This window comes from Mucilaginibacter gossypii (assembly GCF_017569325.2).
GTDB classification, from domain to species: Bacteria; Bacteroidota; Bacteroidia; order Sphingobacteriales; family Sphingobacteriaceae; genus Mucilaginibacter; species Mucilaginibacter gossypii.
Genome location: NZ_CP071878.2, coordinates 1,810,509 through 1,825,419 on the forward strand (window position 1 = coordinate 1,810,509; position 14,911 = coordinate 1,825,419).

Genomic DNA, 14,911 nt, shown 5'->3' on the forward strand with positions numbered 1-14,911 from the left:
ATATCTATACCACTGATAAGTGACGCAAATCATTTTTAAGCCCGACGGAACAACTGGTTAACCAGGATATGAAAGATGGTTTTAACAGGTGTGTCATAGGCAGAAACCGGTTTGTGTTTATCCAAGAGATAGCTCATGGTTCCCTTTCTTATACCGCACTTGGTTGAGACTTGTTCTTGCTGGATTTCAAGGCAGCATTAATATTTTCAATACCTTTAATCAATGCGTCCGCGTTAAAAGCGATGCTGTCGATGCCGGTTTCAACCAGTAGCCTGGTGAACGTTTCTGAATCGCTTGCCGCCTGGCCGCACAGGCCTACTTTTTTTTTCAGTTTATTTGCCTTTTGTATCATCATGACGATCAGTTGTTTGCTCGCGGCGTCCTGTTCGTCAAATAAGCCTGCTATGAGTGCTGAATCCCGATCAATGCCTAATGTTAATTGTGTAAGGTCATTTGAACCAATTGAGAAACCGTCAAATACTTCCGCGAATTCCTCGGCAAGTAATACATTGCTGGGAATTTCTGCCATAACGAAGATCTCAAGGTCATTCAGGCCCCGTTTAAGCCCGCAGGACGACATCAGATCGATGACTTTTTGTCCCTCTTTAACTGTCCGGCAAAAAGGGATCATCAATTTAATATTATTGAAGCCCATTTCATCACGAACTACTTTCATGGCCTCGCATTCAAGCAGGAAGCCGTCGCGGTAATGATCATCATAATACCTGGAGGCCCCCCTGAAGCCAATCATCGGGTTCTCTTCCTTTGGCTCAAAGTACCTTCCGCCAATTAGGCCGGCATATTCATTGGTTTTAAAATCGCTCATCCTCACGATCACATCTTTCGGGTAAAATGCCGCTGCTATCGTGGCAACACCCTGTACAAGTTTATCTACAAAATAAGCTTTTTTATCGGCATAGCCAGCTGTTAGGTGAGCGATTTTTACCCGTTCCTGCTCGTCCAACACCTGGTTAAAGTGTACGAGTGCCATCGGATGTATCCCAATTTGGTTCGCGATAATAAATTCAATTCGCATCAATCCAACACCGTGGTTGGGAAACATCGATAATTTAAAGGCCTGTCCGGGATCGGCTATGATTAGTTGGGCTTTCGGGTGTACCGGCAGGTGGGTTTTGCTTACATCACTGACCGTTTCAGTCCACTCCAGTTTGCCCCTGTAAACCATCCCCGTCTTTCCTTCGGCGCAGCAAATGGTTATCATCTCACCATCCTCAATGTTATAGGTTCCGTTTGTTGTTCCAACTACAGCCACCGCGCCGAGTTCCCGGGCTATAATAGCGGCATGGCTGGTGCGGCCGCCATTATTAGTAACAATTCCCGCTACCTTTTTCAATACGGGGTCCCAATCCGGGCTGGTTGTTTCGGTAACCAGAATTTCGCCTTCTTTAAGCAGGTTAGCCTGGTCAGGAGTTTTGAGCACGCGTGCCCTGCCGGCTGTAATGCCATTGCCTATGGCAGCCCCCATGGTTATAACTTCTCCTTTTTCGGCAATTTTGAAACTTTTTACCTGTATCTTTTTTTCTTGATTATGTACAGTTTCGGGACGAGCCTGGATAATATAAAGTTGGTGATCGAACCCGTCCTTAGCCCATTCAAAATCCATAGGCTGACGGTAATGGTCTTCGATGATCAACGCCCAGTTGGCAAGCTTTTCAACTTCCTGATCGCTGAGCACAAATTTTTGCCGGAGTTCCCAGGGCGTATCCTGATTTATTGTTGGATTGGTTGCATCGTCGGTAGTTGCGCAAACCATGGTTTTGTTTTTGCTGCCAAGGTTTTTTTGGATAATGGACCTTAAATTTTTTTTAAGAGTTGGTTTAAACACCAGGAATTCATCAGGCGTAACAGTGCCTTGTACTATATTTTCCCCTAATCCCCACACACCCGAAATATGTATAATATCCTTGAACCCACTTTCTGGTTCCAAAGTAAATCCGATACCGGAACACCCCATATCAGATCGCACCATTTTCTGGACTGCAACTGAAAGATAAACTTTCCCATGATCAAAATTTTTATCTTCCCGATATTTAATAGCCCGGTCTGTATAAAGTGATGCAAAGCATTGTTTTACGGCAGTTAATAAAGCACTATGGCCTTTAATATTCAGGAAGGATTCGTGCTGTCCTGCAAAACTTGCCCCTGGCAAATCTTCTGCTGTGGCACTGCTTCGCACCGCCACAGTCGGTTCTGCATTTTCAAAAATATAATCGTAGGCGTCTATGATTGCCATTTGCAGGTCATTCGGCATAACGGCGTCCATGATCAGTTTTCGGGCTCTGGCGCCGCTCATCGTCAAGTTAGAGAAGTTCTGCCGGTCTAAACCGGTCATCAAATCAATAAGCTTTTTTTCGAGCCGGTTGAACCCGATGAAATAACGAAAAGCTGCTACAGTTACAGCGAAGCCGTTTGGCGTATTTATTCCATTGTTGGTTAGTTGATTGTAAATTTCCCCCAATGAAGCTGTTTTTCCACCAACATCACCAATATCACCTATGGTGATTTCACTAAACTTTCTGATAAAATGTTCCATGTTACTGTTATTAAGCCGGCCGAAGAGCGTCCGGTTGTCAAAATCGCCGGTGTTGCCGGCAAAATTTTTTTAGTCTACTTTAATTTCTTTCTTTGCCGCTTGGTTTCTGCCGCTTTTTTTAAGTTCGATTTCCAAAAGGCCATTGTGATAATTGGCATTCATCCCGTCTTCCTCAACATTGTCTGGCAGCTTAAATGTGCGACGGAAGGAAGCAAAGGAAAATTCTTTACGTGTATAACTATCAATCTCTTCCTTTTCTTCTTTATTGGTTTCCGCACTGATGATCAGTAAGCCGTCTTCGGTAATGATTTTGAAATCGTTTTTTTTAAAGCCCGGAACAGCAAGGTCAAGCTTATAATGATTTTTGGTTTCACGGATATTTACAGCCGGGAGAAATTCTCCGCCGCTGGAAGTTTTATCAAAAAAACGGTCTGGACTCCAAAAATTCTCCATCATTGATTTCCATGATGGAACGCGATGTGATTTTATTAAGGCTGTCATAAATTTGTTTGTTGAATGATTGGTTATCCAAATTTCGCCATGGGAGACATTAAGTATAATGACCACTGTCACGCTTTGGTGTGATTCATGTCAGTTTGGCGGTTTCTTTATCGCAATACCTTTATGGTAACAAGTAATAAGCTATGAATGAATCTTTTAATGGCATGGAATCGGCAATAGAAACCGGGCCTGCAATACAAAATGTTTACCTGCAATCATTAGGTGCAGCAGGTACTGTAACCGGATCCAAGCATCTGCTGCTTACCCCCGGGGGGAACGTTATGATCGATTGCGGCCTGTTTCAAGGGATAAAGGCTTTGCGGGAAAAAAACTGGGAAAGCCTGCCTGTTAACCTGGCTGATATTAGTGCACTGATACTGACCCACGCACACCTCGATCACTGTGGCTATATCCCTTTACTGGTACGGAACGGGTATCGTAACAAGATTTACATGAGCCAGCCGACCAGGGACCTTGTAGAGCTTATTTTGCGCGACTGCGCCAAACTACAGGAAGAAGATGCCCAAAAGGCTAATAAATACGGCTACTCCAGGCATCATCCGGCAAAGGCCCTTTACACCGTGAAAGATGTTGAGGCTGCGTTGCCCTATTTTGAAGTTTGTGAAATACATAAAACAATCAGCCTGGCTAAACAACTAAGTTTTAGTTTGTACCCATGTGGGCACATCGCGGGTGCTTGTTCGGTCAAAATAAGTTGCTTTGAGAAGACAATTGTATTTTCCGGGGATATCGGGCGTGACCAGTCAGAGCTATTACCTGGCCCCGAGCTATTAGGGCAAGCCGATTTTGTAGTCATGGAGTCTACTTACGGTGATCGCCTACACTCTAAAAATGACACTTCACAGGATTTGGCGGGTGCTATTAATGATACTGTTTTTAATAAGGGTAATGTCCTGATCCCATGTTTTGCAGTTGGCCGGGCGCAGGAAGTGATGCACCTGATCTATCGCTTAAAACAACATAATCTGATTCCGTCATCCATTCCGGTATACCTTGATAGCCCGATGGCCGCAGTTGCCGGAAAGACCCTGGTACACTTTCCCGAATGGTTTACTATTGATGAAAAAGAATGTGCCGACATGTTTAACAGCGTAACTATCAACAAGGATTATAAGGATACCGAAAAGATCATAAAAAGGGCAGGGCCTAAGATCGTTCTTGCGGCAAGTGGAATGCTAACCGGAGGCCGTGTGCTGGAATATTTGAAGCGTTATTTGGGCGATGAGCGTAACACTATACTCCTGATTGGTTTCCAGGCCGAGGGCACACGGGGAAGGGCGTTGCTTAACCATATCCACGAATTGAAAATTCATGGTCAATATTACCCGGTGGTGGCGAAGGTACAAGAGATAGAAGGTTTGTCCGCTCACGCCGATCAGTCCGAATTGATTACCTGGTTAAAGCAGTTTCAAAATTCGGTATCGGGGGTTTACCTGGTACATGGCGAACCATGCGCACAAGACACTCTTCGGGTTAAGATCCAGGATGAGTTGAAACTAACAGTAAAGATTATGCAGCCTTACCATAAGGAACTTTTATTCACTTTAAATCAACAGTTGTAATGTGATCAGTGGTACTGCTTAATATCTTGACTTTGAATGCAACAATACTGTTAATCGGTGCCTGGTGCTGTAAATTGACTGTATTGGTTAATTTAATGATAAGCGTCATTTTTCTTTAGCCAGTATTTATCAATATTTGAATACTGGTTACTTTCTAAGCCATTTAAAGCAGGGTTGTTAAATTGCAATGTTACGCGAACTTATTAAGTGCGGATCATGGAAAAGCTCACTTTTAATTTTTGCCATCCCGTAAAAGGTCTCCTCAGGCTTTTGAATAAACTTTATCCGGCAGAAATACGCGTAGTACCAATTGATGACCAGCACGGGGGCTTAATTGAAATTTCGGTAACAGGTCTCTGCAGCGGTAAATGGAAGGCAATGCTTGAGTGGGAACATGATGGCATGAATTATTATTATGAACAAGAATTTGAGATACCCGAAGTAAATTGAGTTTTAAATACCTATAATCCCCAATATAATTCTGGTGAAAATAATTGATTTACCGACAATCAATCCCAAGCTCCTTATAATCACTTATTAAAGTATGGGTAAATGAAAAAAATCGGACCGTGTGCCTAAAATCTTTTCGAGGTCACCTTTATCTATTTCTTCCTTAGTTAACAATAGGGTTGCTAACTGATCCAATAAAGGCTTCTTTTTGGCAAGAATTCCTTTCGCGTTCTGATAGGCCTGTGCCAGCAATCCTATTATTTCATCGTCAATAATTTTGCTGGTAGATTCGCTGAAGGGTTTTTGTATTGCCAGATCGGTTTGACCGGTTGAATCGTAATAACTGACGTTTCCAAGCTTTTCGGCAAAACCATAATACATGACCATTGATCTTGCTTCTTTGGTCGCTTTTTCCAAATCATCCAACGCCCCGGACGATATTTCGCCAAAAGTAAGTTCTTCTGCCGCCCTGCCTGCCAGGGTAGCACATAGATGTTCCACGAAAGCAGTTTTGTTACGCAGTTGCCTCTCTTCTGGCAAGTATAATGCCGCGCCTAAAGATTTCCCGCGGGGAATGATCGATACCTTAACCAATGGTTCCACATTTTCCAACAACCAACTCGCAACTGCATGGCCGGCCTCATGATAAGCGATTACTTTCTTTTCGGCCGGCGTAATGATTTTGCTTTTCTTTTCAAGCCCTGCAATTATACGGTAAATGGCTTCTGAAAAATCGGCATTTTGTATACTGTCGGCTTTTCTCCGAGCAGCAATTAACGCTGCCTCATTACAGATATTTGCAATATCTGCGCCCGAAAAGCCCGGCGTTTGGGCCGCGAGCATAGGGATGTCAATGGTATCGGCCATGGTTAACCGCTTGGTGTGCACTTTGAAGATAGCTACTCGTTCCGTTAAATTGGGTAACTCAAGGTAAATATGACGATCAAACCTTCCTGCCCTAATTAAGGCTGGGTCCAGCATATCAGCCCGGTTGGTTGCCGCCAACACAATAACCCCAGCATTGGTAGCAAAACCATCCATCTCGGTCAATAACTGGTTTAATGTGCTTTCACGTTCATCATTGACACCGCCTAAATAAGCACCTTTGCCTCTTGAACGCCCGATTGCGTCAATTTCATCAATAAAAATGATACAGGGTGCCTTTTCTTTGGCTTGTTGAAACATATCGCGCACCCGGGAAGCACCAACACCGACAAACATTTCAACAAAGGCAGCTCCGGAGATTGAAAAGAACGGCACCTGCGCTTCGCCGGCCACGGCTTTTGCAAGCATTGTTTTACCTGTTCCAGGTGGGCCTACTAAAATTACACCTTTAGGTATCTTTGCCCCGAGTTTGGTGAATACGTCAGGCGTTTTTAGAAAGTCGACAATTTCACTGACTTCTACCTTGGCTTCTTCCAGCCCGGCAACGTCGGCGAAGGTGACAGTGCTGTTTTGTTTTTCAATCAATGTAGCCCTTGATTTTCCGAAGCTAAAAATCGAAGATCCCCCTGGCGCTCCGGTACCCGCCATACGCCTCATGATGAAATTCCAAATAAGAAACATCAGAATGAAAGGTACAGTCCAACCGAGGATATTAACGAACCAGTTGCTTTTGTTAATGTACCTTACCGAAACCCTTTCACTTAAGGGAAAACCTTGCTCCGCTTTATCGAGATTAAGTTCAAAAGATTCAACTGATCCTATTGTAAAAGTGTAATGTGGCCCGTAGTTCAGGCCCTTGCCAACCACTGGTTTAAATGCGGCTTTGAAAGCGGTATCGCCTGCAAATGAACTTTTGATGTATACGTTAACATGCTCTTTATTGATCACCTCTAACTTTTCAACAGCTTTTCGGCTTAGCATATCTTTTGAAAATTGCTGCCATGTGATCTCTTTGACATTATCTCCAGACAAGAATGGGGAAAGAATCAAATACAGCAAAATGATCACATATACCCAAGCCCAACTGAATGTTGGTTTATATTTTTTTTTAATGTTTTTATTTGCTGTTGGCATCGCTTTTTTCATAAAATAAAGATGGGTTGAAGCGTACAAACCTGAAATGACGGTTGTTTGCCGAAAATGTGACTTTTGTCGTGATGAAGTGTGACAAAACTCCAATAGTTTGGAGCAAAAGAAAATTAAAGAAACCAGTATTACTCCCCGAGTTTATTCATGGGTAGGGCCACTTGAACAGGTTGCATATAACGCAGGTGGCGTCATGCTCCGGTTGGCCTGGGATGGATAACTGAACTATCCCTTTGGCTAAGTTCAGATAAACATCTTTTTTTCAGAAGTATATTATAATATAAATGGGGGAGATCTGACACAGTAACCCGGCTTCGTGGCTTGTTATTTTTTCAATAGCTCAACTACTCAGGCCTACTCGTCTTTTTCGCACATGGGATATTCTTTTTTAACTGCTGTTGATAGTTACCAAATGTCTCCGGCTTTTTCAGGTTGCGTTTTTCTTGATTTTTCATACGATAAATTTTGGCAGCACTCTTTGGTCAATAAATGACCAGAGGCATGGTAGCAGCTAATAGATGGTACTTCGGCGGCCTGATAGTAGCCAGGTTAAGGGAACTCAGAAAGATAATGTTTAGGGGTCTTATCTTATTGATGATGAACATCATATCAGTTCATGATCGCCATCATGGTGATAGCTGCCGGCTATTCGGTTCTTTGTTGTAGTTAATTACATTCAAAAATCATGAGAACAGACAATCAAATCCAAAAAGATGTAATGGATGAATTGAAATGGCAGCCATTTCTAAATTCATCTGAAATTGGCGTTGCTGTAAAGAATGGCATTGTGACATTATCAGGCAATGTAGATTCCTTTTCCAAAAAGCTAACTGCCGAGCGGGCGGCCAAAAAAGTTGCCGGTGTCAAGGCCATCGCTGAAGATATTCATATTGGTGTGTCGCCAGCCTACTGGAGAACAGACGCGGAAATTGCTGAGGCAGTACTAAATGCACTTAAATGGCACTCGGTAGTACCTGACGATAAGATAAAAATTAAGGTAGAAGATGGTGACGTTACCCTGGAAGGTGAACTTGAGTGGGAATACCAGCGTGTTAATGCCCAGACGGCGATTCAATACCTTTCAGGAGTACGTTCGGTGTTCAACCGGATCACCATTAAACCGAAATTAACCCCATTGGAGTTGGAAAAAAAGATTGCAGATGCTTTCCGCAGGAATGCAACTGTCGACGCCAGCAAAGTAACTGTGGATACAATCGGAAACAAAGTTGTCCTGACCGGGAAGGTACGTTCCCTTACCGAAAGTGAAGATGCCGAAGATGTTGCGTGGGAAGCTCCCGGTGTACGCCATGTAGAAAATAAGCTGACTATTGAAGAACCGGAATTTGTTTATTAATTCATTAAAAACAAAACAACATGAAAACGTTCAAATCCATGCTTATGCTAACCGCGCTGATAGTCGGTTTTGCTCTATGCTCATCGGCTCAGGTAATTTTACCTGAAGTGCGGATCGTTGCTTCAACTTACAAATATTTAAATGCTACGGATAACCGTGAAATGTCGCAACCAGTTAGGATGCTCGAATTTAAAGCAGCCAGTTACGATGTGAAAAAATCAGAATTTTATGATGATGACTATGATGGGTATTATATCTCATTTTATATACCTGACGGGAAAATACTCGCGGCTTATGATAAAGATGGCAAACTCCTTAGAACAGCCGAAAAGTTTAAAAATACAAAATTGCCCGAGGCAGTCAGGACTGCTGTTTCGCAGCGCTTTCCAAACTGGCGTATTTCGCAGGATGTTTACCAGGTTAATTATTTTGATCATAAGGATAAGGCTGATAAAATCTTCAAGCTCCTGCTGGAAAACGGCGATAAACGCATGAAAGTAAAACTCAACGAAAAGGGAGAATTTCGCTAAGTAACTGACCTCAATACCTTGCATCCCTGTCACAATAAGGGAAGCTCTGGCAGTCAAAGACGGAAGCTTCCCTTTAAACAAACGGTTATGAAAAAGATTATGCTCGCGTTAAACGCAGAAAAGCCGGACCCACAATCTGTGGCATTCGGTGTTTATTTGGCCCGGTTAACAGGATCTCAGCTTTGCGGAATATTCTTGGAAGATCAGACCCCTACGCACGAGGCTGGTGTTAAATTCGCCTACGGCAGTGTTTATGTAGAAACCATAGATGCAGATGAAGAACCAATAAAGGCTTTTAAGGAGAAAGCTGCTCAATTGAACATACGCGTGTTCAAAGAAGCCTGCGAAGCCCAGGGTATCAATTGCAGGGTCCATCGTGATCAGGGTGTCCCGCAAACAGAATTGATCAATGAAAGCCGATATGCGGATGTCCTGGTTTCAGGGCCTGTATTGTTCGCTTCGTCCGCTCTCGAAATGCCGGCTGGCTTTGTAAAAACATTGCTGGCCAAGTCAGAATGCCCGGTAATTATAGCACCACACCATACCCATCTAATCAATAAGATCCTTTTTGCTTTTAACGGCAGCGCTTCGGCTTTATTCGCAATCAAGCAGTTCACCTATCTGTTTCCGGAGTTGAAGGACACGGAGCTGGTGGTAATGCAGGTTGACGAAGATGCTGTATTCAATGAAGAGCAAAAAGAAAAACTTTATGAATACCTACGCGTACATTATAGCCTGATCAACTTTAAAGATTTACGGGGAAAACCAAAGGATGAGTTATTTGATTATTCCCTTAGAGAGAACAATGCATGCCTGGTTATGGGAGCGTATGGGCGTAACTGGCTGTCTAAATTTTTTAAAGATAGTACAGCAGAGTTGATCATTAAATTGAATAATCTTCCTGTATTTATTACCCATTGGTAACGCCGAAACAAGTTGATTGGTTTGAAAAAGTTTAAGTTTATCCATTAACGCTTGCTTATTATGTTGTTCAAGTTACCAATGCTATGTAATCCAAAGTAAAAGAAGCCAGTTTAAATTAATATCTTACTTATCCTTTTTACAAAAAATCTATTATTTCTATCTCCTTTAAAAAGAAACAACTTTAATCACCGGCCTGATTGAGCGCCTAAACCGTCGGGTGACCTGCCGGGGGCTATAGTACTGGCTACTTTAGATAATTGTCGGAATGAGATCCCATATATTCGGCGTTGGTAAGTGAGCTGTTGAGTAAATTATCTTTGCACAATTGAAGCCGCTGCACAAGCCATACACCCAAAGTGTGGAAAAACCTCAACTAATAAAAGCCATGACCATGAAAACAAAACATTTAACTCAAATTGCCCAAAAGTCGCCCAACTGGTTGCGCGGCAATTGGCCGCTTATTCTTTTGCTCTCATTTGTATTACTTATCATTACAGGAATGGCTGTGTTTCTCTTTTTTTTCCTGACAAATTGATAAAACGATCGGCGAATGCCGATCGGCCATTAGAAGCACACATTCAATTAACGGCACCTTTTGTTAATTTGTAAGTTCGTAATTTTTTAATGCTTATTTACTATTAGTTTTTGTTTAAAACTTTTGGGAATTTTTTTTAACTTTATTAAACAATCGCAAAATATCTTATACCCAAATCTCTCGTATTATGAACGAGTTAAATACTTTATCTCTTTGAAAATGAAGCGGGGTTTAAAGCTTTATTTCAGTACACTACAGTTGGGGTTTTGGTGATAAGTGAAGGGGGGGAGGATCGAGTTATCTAACCCATGTGCATAAAAATTGTTCGGCTATGATAAATCCGAGCTTGAAGGGCAATTGGTAGAATTATTTTTGTAAAACAATACGTAGAGTTATTGAACGGTCACATCAGTTTTATCAACAACGCTAACCTCGGAATAACTTTCATTATTGAATTTCCAATGAATCTAAGGCTATGAAAACGATCTTACTGGTAGAAGACAATAACGACATTCGCGAAAATACCTGCGAATTGTTGGAATTGGAAGGCTATAACGTCATCCCCGCATTGATGGAAAAACAGGATTAATATTAGCTATTGAACACCTGCCTGATTTAATACTTTGCGATATTATGATGCCTGAGGCTAATGGTTATGAGGTTCTTAAATATTTGCAAGACAATGCCGCGACCAGGGCTATTCCATTTATATTTTTAACGGCCAGTGCTGAAAAAAAGGATGTAGCGATCGGCCTGGAGATGGGGGCGAGCGGCTACATCCGCAAGCCATTTGACCCTGAAGAACTTTTTCAAGCCATCAGGCATTCGCTGCAGGAGTCGGTTTAACTAAATATTTGTTATCAATATGTGATAAACTATTTAAAATAGCGTGCCCAAGGTCATTTGTTCTAATATTCTGAGGAGCGATTTTTGTTGATAAATAAATAATCAATGAAAATCCCTGAAGGAAGCGAAAGCAGGAATATTTTAACCAGGGGAGGATTACGTATAACCAGACAATTGGCCCCAACCGCGCTCAAAAGCTTTCGGTTCGATTTTTACATCGGTTGTGCTGCCTCAATTATACTTGTCATATTAACAGGGGCAGTTTCTTATAATACGTTAATCCAACAAGAAAGAAATGAAAAACGGATAGAACGTACCTACCAGGTGCTTAGAAAAACTGACTCGCTGAACATGCTGTTTAATCAGGCTATGGTGTACCAAACGTATTCAAAACCGTTAGCGCCTAAAGATAGTTCCGGCTTAAATACGCAGCAGTATGAAGGGCTTAATACAAAAGTTAATTCCTTAAAAGCTTTGGTAATTGATGATAATCAATTAACGCAGGTTATTAACTTGAAACATCAAATAGACACGCTGCGGAGAACGACCTTTTCAGAAAGAAGTAACCTCAGGTTAAAAATTGAAAAAATTAACGAAACCATCCACCGCTTTAAGCACCTGGAAGAAATGTCCCTGTCTTCGCAGGAGGCCGGTTATAAACTATCCTCTAAACAAACCAGGGTTGTTATAGTTGCCGGTTCTGTTTTGATAATGGTTATTGTATCTTTTTTAGTTTATCTAATTCTGAAGGAATTAAACGCCCGTATCAGGGCATATAGGGAAGAGTTTGAATTAAACCAATTAAAAAGCACGTTTGTGACTTTGGCATCACATGAATTTCGGACACCGTTAAGCTCTATTTTACTGTCAGCCACTCTAATCGCTAAATACCTGGAAAAAGATGAAAAAACATCAATTGTCAAACATGTTGCCAAGATCAAACAGGTAGTTCATAATCTTGAAGATATCCTTGAAGATTTTTTATCTGTTGAAAGGCTGGAAGAAGGTTTGACTGAAGCCGAATTTTCATCTTTCGATTTGGTACCGCTTTGTGAAGAGATTATGGCTGCTATGAAACAAATGGCCCGGCCCGGCCAGGAATTAACTTACAAACCGGTTCAGGAAAATGCCGTTGTTTGCCTGGACCGGATGCTGATCTCAAAATCAATCAATAGTCTTTTATCCAATGCCATTAAGTATGCGGGTGATGAAACAAATATCGAACTGGTTACGAATTTGACCGCCGAAAATTTGTTAATCAGTGTGAGAGATAATGGTATAGGGATTGCAAAACAGGATCAAATGCAACTGTTTTCAAAATTTTACCGAATCAATAATACCGGGCATATTTCCGGAACGGGATTAGGGCTTAATATTGTGAAGCGGTATGTTCAGTTAATGAACGGTACACTCCAATTTTGGAGCACCCCTTATAAAGAAACCTGTTTTACGATGATCTTTCCTGTTAAATAAATAGGATAGTTCGGGACAATTTATTTATACTTTAGCAAGGCAGGCACTCCAGATTATTTTCCGGTTTTGAAAGGTAGTTTTATAAAAAACAAACCTATGATCAAATATGGGTATCACTTTTCATTTGCTGCGACAATATTGATAACGTTATAAGGCACATCTCTGAGAAATTGGATATCTGAAAAACGGTTTTTAAAGGTAATTGAGTTGGTGTTTAAGCAAAGTATCAAATATCAATATAAGTTTGCTGCCATTAGAAATTCTGAACCTTTTCGAAAAAACCACGCAGGCGCTCGCAAGCTTAATCTTTTTAAACAACTCGCGATAATACTGGTAAGCCAGATAGACGCCCCGGCGGGAAGATTTTGGTAGCTTTCGGATGTCCTTCAACGCTTCATTGAAGTCTTGTTCAATCTCTTGTTCTATATTTCTTTTATCTGTTTCGGAAAAATGCTTAAGGTCAATCCCCGGAAAGTAGCTTCTGTTGAGCTGAAGATAGTCCGCGCCGATATCCCTCAGGAAATTAATCTTTTGAAAGGCCGCGCCTAAGCGCATGGCTCCCGGCTTAAGAGCTTCGTAACTGTCCTTATCGCCGTTTGTGAACACGTATAAGCACATCAGGCCAACCACCTCAGCAGATCCAAGGATATATTCCTCAAATTTTTGTTGATCATAAAGCTGGTCGTCCAGGTCCATTTCCATGCTATGCAGAAATTGGTTAATCAATTGATGATCTATACGGTATTTATTGACTGTTTCCTGGAAAGCGTTAAGAATGGGATTTAGGCTGATACCCAGTTCTATCGCTTCAAAGCAATCCTTTCTAAATTTATTTAGTAATTCACGCTTGTCATAATTATGAAAGCTGTCCACGATTTCGTCAGTAAGCCTTACAAAGCCATAGATGGCATAAATAGGCTTATGCAATTCTTTATCAAGAAAATTGATGCCCAGAAAAAAGCTGGTACTGTACCTGCGTGTTGCCAGTTTACTACATTCCGCAGAAAGGCGGTCAAATTTTTCTTTCATCGATTAGATTTTCAGATAGTTTAATAATTGATGTATTGAAACATTGCCATAAACGCCGGCAGGCGGAACACCTTGTTCTGGTACGCTCGGGTGTCCTGCAAAAATAAGTACGCCGCGGCGCTTAATCCGGCAATGTCAGTGCCTGTTATCGCGTACCCTTTTCGTTCCTTTTTGCTCATATAACCGGCGCGATTATTTGTTCAAAATCCGGAAGCGTTTCCAACCAATACACGTTTTTGGGAAAGTGAACACTATTTATAACTTGCTTGTTGCCAGATAAGTATATTTTAACGGATTTGAAAGTAGACGCGAGCTGGTCAATATACGCCTGTGCATTAGCAATTGGCCTTACACGCGTCATAAAAAAAAGGAGATTGTGAGGTTGCGTGCTTTCAACCGTATGGTTTAAAGCCAACATTGGCACCTGCGCACCTAAATAAATCACCCGATGGCCGGCCGTCCGCAACATATAGCTTGAAAGGAGCAGGCCAATATCATGATCTTCGTCTTCCGGTAAAAATAGCAGCCATAACGGTTTGCTATTTTGCTGTTGCTCCAAACAATCATTGATTGCTGAAAATAGCTTTTGCCTGATGATGGACGAAAGAAAATGCTCCTGTGATGGACAAAGCGAATTGTTTAGCCACATTAAACCGGCACGGACTAACATGGGGTATATCACGAATTTATATGTTCCTAAAACTCCATTCTGCTCGAACGATTTGGTTATAAGTTCATTTACCGCATACTCATGAAAAATTAATGCATTGCTGATGATCTGAGAAATGAAATACTCATGCTGATGTTGCGCTGGCCGCGTTTTATCTATTTCATTCTTGAGTAGTTTGTTCATTTCCTCCCGGCTTAACGCGCAGGCTTTAGAAATTTTGTAGCCAGCGTGGTAAAGTCCGGCTATGCTCAATAATTTCTTTAGTTGGTCATCATCATAAAAGCGCGTATTCCCAGCTGTTCTTGAAGGGGTAAATGCCCGGTACCTCCTTTCCCAAATACGGATATTATGGACAGAAACACCTGACAATTGCTCAAGATCAGAAATGGAATAATTCATTTTGTCTAAGTTTTATTAATTCAAATTTAGAC

Annotated in this window: 13 protein-coding genes; 8 read left to right on the forward strand and 5 right to left on the reverse strand. The window is 41.6% G+C overall.

The window, feature by feature from the left end; genetic code table 11:
* Positions 1 to 148: 148 nt before the first annotated feature.
* The gene (gene ppsA / locus J3L18_RS07640; protein ID WP_129570034.1) at positions 149 to 2,554 is read right to left on the reverse strand and encodes a phosphoenolpyruvate synthase; all 2,406 of its coding nucleotides are present in this window, start codon (positions 2,552 to 2,554) and stop codon (positions 149 to 151) included.
* Between the two features lie 69 nt (positions 2,555 to 2,623).
* Positions 2,624 to 3,055: an Hsp20/alpha crystallin family protein gene (locus J3L18_RS07645; protein WP_129570035.1), complete on the reverse strand. Its 432-nt coding sequence runs from the start codon at positions 3,053 to 3,055 to the stop codon at positions 2,624 to 2,626.
* Between the two features lie 143 nt (positions 3,056 to 3,198).
* Here J3L18_RS07645 and J3L18_RS07650 point away from each other — a divergent pair, with 143 nt between their 5' ends.
* On the forward strand, positions 3,199 to 4,638 hold the full coding sequence (locus J3L18_RS07650; protein ID WP_208102479.1) for an MBL fold metallo-hydrolase RNA specificity domain-containing protein: 1,440 nt from the start codon (positions 3,199 to 3,201) through the stop codon (positions 4,636 to 4,638).
* A gap of 216 nt (positions 4,639 to 4,854) precedes the next feature.
* Positions 4,855 to 5,088 (forward strand): hypothetical protein, encoded by a 234-nt coding sequence (locus J3L18_RS07655; RefSeq protein ID WP_091164184.1) that lies wholly within the window; start codon positions 4,855 to 4,857, stop codon positions 5,086 to 5,088.
* Positions 5,089 to 5,175: 87 nt separating this feature from the next.
* Here J3L18_RS07655 and ftsH read toward each other — a convergent pair whose 3' ends face one another.
* Positions 5,176 to 7,119 (reverse strand): ATP-dependent zinc metalloprotease FtsH, encoded by a 1,944-nt coding sequence (ftsH, locus tag J3L18_RS07660; protein ID WP_208102478.1) that lies wholly within the window; start codon positions 7,117 to 7,119, stop codon positions 5,176 to 5,178.
* A gap of 685 nt (positions 7,120 to 7,804) precedes the next feature.
* Between ftsH and J3L18_RS07665 the strand changes: the two genes are divergently transcribed.
* The 6 genes from J3L18_RS07665 (at position 7,805) to J3L18_RS07690 (ending at position 12,781) form a co-directional block, all read left to right on the forward strand.
* Positions 7,805 to 8,473 carry a BON domain-containing protein gene (locus J3L18_RS07665; RefSeq protein WP_091164186.1) on the forward strand — a complete coding sequence of 223 codons (669 nt, stop codon included), beginning with the start codon at positions 7,805 to 7,807 and terminating at the stop codon, positions 8,471 to 8,473.
* Positions 8,474 to 8,493: 20 nt separating this feature from the next.
* Positions 8,494 to 9,003, forward strand: a complete 510-nt coding sequence (locus J3L18_RS07670) for a nicotinate-nucleotide adenylyltransferase (RefSeq protein ID WP_129570036.1) — start codon at positions 8,494 to 8,496, stop codon at positions 9,001 to 9,003.
* Between the two features lie 87 nt (positions 9,004 to 9,090).
* Positions 9,091 to 9,927 carry a putative universal stress family protein gene (locus tag J3L18_RS07675; RefSeq protein ID WP_129570037.1) on the forward strand — a complete coding sequence of 279 codons (837 nt, stop codon included), beginning with the start codon at positions 9,091 to 9,093 and terminating at the stop codon, positions 9,925 to 9,927.
* Positions 9,928 to 10,318: 391 nt separating this feature from the next.
* Positions 10,319 to 10,462: a hypothetical protein gene (locus tag J3L18_RS07680; protein ID WP_208102477.1), complete on the forward strand. Its 144-nt coding sequence runs from the start codon at positions 10,319 to 10,321 to the stop codon at positions 10,460 to 10,462.
* A gap of 633 nt (positions 10,463 to 11,095) precedes the next feature.
* Entirely contained in the window at positions 11,096 to 11,308 is a 213-nt protein-coding gene (locus J3L18_RS07685; RefSeq protein ID WP_243771466.1) for a response regulator, read from the forward strand.
* Positions 11,309 to 11,413: 105 nt separating this feature from the next.
* Positions 11,414 to 12,781, forward strand: a complete 1,368-nt coding sequence (locus tag J3L18_RS07690; RefSeq protein ID WP_129570039.1) for a sensor histidine kinase — start codon at positions 11,414 to 11,416, stop codon at positions 12,779 to 12,781.
* Between the two features lie 192 nt (positions 12,782 to 12,973).
* Here J3L18_RS07690 and J3L18_RS07695 read toward each other — a convergent pair whose 3' ends face one another.
* Together J3L18_RS07695 and J3L18_RS07700 are read right to left on the reverse strand one after the other, a co-directional pair.
* Positions 12,974 to 13,810, reverse strand: a complete 837-nt coding sequence (locus J3L18_RS07695; protein WP_129570040.1) for a phytoene/squalene synthase family protein — start codon at positions 13,808 to 13,810, stop codon at positions 12,974 to 12,976.
* A 175-nt stretch (positions 13,811 to 13,985) separates the two neighbouring features.
* Positions 13,986 to 14,879 (reverse strand): MerR family transcriptional regulator, encoded by an 894-nt coding sequence (locus tag J3L18_RS07700; protein ID WP_129570041.1) that lies wholly within the window; start codon positions 14,877 to 14,879, stop codon positions 13,986 to 13,988.
* Between the last annotated feature and the right edge of the window lie 32 nt (positions 14,880 to 14,911).

Excerpts from the sequence above, each read along its gene's own strand:
- J3L18_RS07700 (WP_129570041.1), bottom strand. The coding sequence starts at position 14,879 with ATGAATTATTCCATTTCTGATCTTGAGCAATTGTCAGGTGTTTCTGTC.
- J3L18_RS07645 (WP_129570035.1), bottom strand. The coding sequence starts at position 3,055 with ATGACAGCCTTAATAAAATCACATCGCGTTCCATCATGGAAATCAATG.
- ftsH (WP_208102478.1), bottom strand. The coding sequence starts at position 7,119 with ATGAAAAAAGCGATGCCAACAGCAAATAAAAACATTAAAAAAAAATAT.
- J3L18_RS07655 (WP_091164184.1), top strand. The coding sequence starts at position 4,855 with ATGGAAAAGCTCACTTTTAATTTTTGCCATCCCGTAAAAGGTCTCCTC.
- J3L18_RS07685 (WP_243771466.1), top strand. The coding sequence starts at position 11,096 with ATGATGCCTGAGGCTAATGGTTATGAGGTTCTTAAATATTTGCAAGAC.
- J3L18_RS07675 (WP_129570037.1), top strand. The coding sequence starts at position 9,091 with ATGAAAAAGATTATGCTCGCGTTAAACGCAGAAAAGCCGGACCCACAA.
- ppsA (WP_129570034.1), bottom strand. The coding sequence starts at position 2,554 with ATGGAACATTTTATCAGAAAGTTTAGTGAAATCACCATAGGTGATATT.
- J3L18_RS07680 (WP_208102477.1), top strand. The coding sequence starts at position 10,319 with ATGAAAACAAAACATTTAACTCAAATTGCCCAAAAGTCGCCCAACTGG.
- J3L18_RS07650 (WP_208102479.1), top strand. The coding sequence starts at position 3,199 with ATGAATGAATCTTTTAATGGCATGGAATCGGCAATAGAAACCGGGCCT.
- J3L18_RS07695 (WP_129570040.1), bottom strand. The coding sequence starts at position 13,810 with ATGAAAGAAAAATTTGACCGCCTTTCTGCGGAATGTAGTAAACTGGCA.
- J3L18_RS07690 (WP_129570039.1), top strand. The coding sequence starts at position 11,414 with ATGAAAATCCCTGAAGGAAGCGAAAGCAGGAATATTTTAACCAGGGGA.
- J3L18_RS07665 (WP_091164186.1), top strand. The coding sequence starts at position 7,805 with ATGAGAACAGACAATCAAATCCAAAAAGATGTAATGGATGAATTGAAA.
- J3L18_RS07670 (WP_129570036.1), top strand. The coding sequence starts at position 8,494 with ATGAAAACGTTCAAATCCATGCTTATGCTAACCGCGCTGATAGTCGGT.